The organism is Caulobacter sp. AP07, from assembly GCF_000281955.1.
Classification (GTDB): domain Bacteria; phylum Pseudomonadota; class Alphaproteobacteria; order Caulobacterales; family Caulobacteraceae; genus Caulobacter.
Genome location: NZ_AKKF01000109.1, coordinates 1 through 1,731 on the forward strand (window position 1 = coordinate 1; position 1,731 = coordinate 1,731).

Sequence of the window (1,731 nt, forward strand, 5' to 3'; positions counted from 1 at the left end):
CCGCGTAATGCAGCGGTCCCCTTATAGGAGAGGGTTTAGGCGCGCGACGTGGCTTAGATCTTCGCCAGCCTCAAATCCTGATAATCATAGGAAAAATCCGCTAGCGGCGAGACGGCCTTCATCGTCGCGCCGGTCACCTGGCCGTCCTTGACCGCGAACACCACGAAGGCGTCCTCCTGCGAGCGGTCGTCGAAGCGGGTGCGGAAGGTGTCGCCGTCGAAGGTCTCCAGGGCGCCCTTCAGCGCCGGCGTCTTGTCGAAGGCGATCTTCAGGCCCTTCTTCACGACCGAAACGGTAATCGTTCCGTACCAGGGGTCGCGATAGGTTCCGGCATAGGCGGCCAGCGGCAGGGTCGGCTTGAGTCCCCCGCCCTTGGGGGTGACGGCTTCGGCGGCGTCCTTGATGGTCCTGGCGTCGGTCTCGGCCTGGACGCGCTTGGACGAGGCGATCCAGTCATAGTCGCTTCGGCCCTGCAGCCGGTCGGGACCGCCGTAGCGCAGGGACCGGAAGACGGTGTTCTCCTCGGCGTTGGTCATCACCATGATCCCCGACTTCCGGCCGGGCAGCAGGCCGGTATAGGAGATGAAGCCGGCCAGGCCGCCGGTGTGCGACAGCAGCCGCTCGCCGCGGTGGTCCTGGACGAACCAGCCCAGGCCATAGGCCTGCATCGTCGGGCGGACCGGGTTCTCGGCCGTCGGACCGTCGGCCCAGGCGGTGATGGTGTGGGGCTTCCACATCTCGCGGGCCGAGGCCTCGCTCCACAGCTTCACCCCGTCCGGCGTCGCGCCCAGGCCCAGCTGGACCTGCATCCACTTGCCGATGTCGCGCGGCGTGGCGTTGAGCCCGCCCGCCGCCCCGGCGGCGTCGAAGCTGCCGTCGAACGGCAGCACGGTCTGCGGTCCCATGCCGCGCACCGGCGGCCCCATCCGGGCGTGCGGCTCGGCGCGCGGCCGGTTTCCGATCATCGAGGGCAGGGGGACGCTGTCGGTCATCTTCAGCGGGTCGAGGATCCGCGTCTGGATGAACACCTCCCACGGCGCGCCGGTGACCGCGGCGATCACCTCGCCGGCCACCACATAGAGCACGTTGTCATAGGCGTAGCCGGTGCGGAAACCGGTCCCGATCGGCAGGTATTTCAGGCCCGCCACGATCTCGGCGCGGGTGTGCGTCGGGTTGGGCCAGATCATCAGGTCGCCGGCCCCCAGGGTCAGGCCGCTGCGGTGGCACAGCAGGTCGCGCACGGTCATCAGCCTGGTGACGATCGGGTCGCTCATCTCGAAGTTCGGCAGGTACCGGGTGACCGGCGCGTCCCACTCGACCTTGCCGGCCTCGACCAGCATGGCCAGGGCGGCGGCGGTGAAGGCCTTGGTGTTGGAGGCCACCCCGAACAGGGTCGAGTCGGTGACCTTGTCGGTCCCGCCCAGCCGGCGCACGCCATAGCCCTTGGCCAGGGTGATCTGGCCGTCCTCGACCACGCAGATCCCCAGGCCCGGCTCGTCGGGGAAGGCGGCCATCACCTGCTGGGCGTAGAGGTCGATCGCGGCGGCGGCCTTGCCGGTCTCGGCCGCCCGCGCCGAGCGCGGCGTCGCGGCCAGGGCCCCGGCCCCCACGGTGGCGAAGGCCGACAGCAGGGCGGCGCGGCGGGTGGTGGCGATCATGGGAGCGTCCGTGATGAAGTCAGGGGCGCACTGAAGCCTAGCCGTGGAGATGCGGCAACCAGAACCCTCTCCC

At 69.7% G+C, this 1,731-nt stretch carries 1 protein-coding gene; it reads right to left on the minus strand.

The window, feature by feature from the left end:
* Window positions 1-53: 53 nt before the first annotated feature.
* The gene (locus tag PMI01_RS06345; RefSeq protein WP_007665670.1) at window positions 54-1,658 is read right to left on the minus strand and encodes a serine hydrolase; all 1,605 of its coding nucleotides are present in this window, start codon (window positions 1,656-1,658) and stop codon (window positions 54-56) included.
* Between the last annotated feature and the right edge of the window lie 73 nt (window positions 1,659-1,731).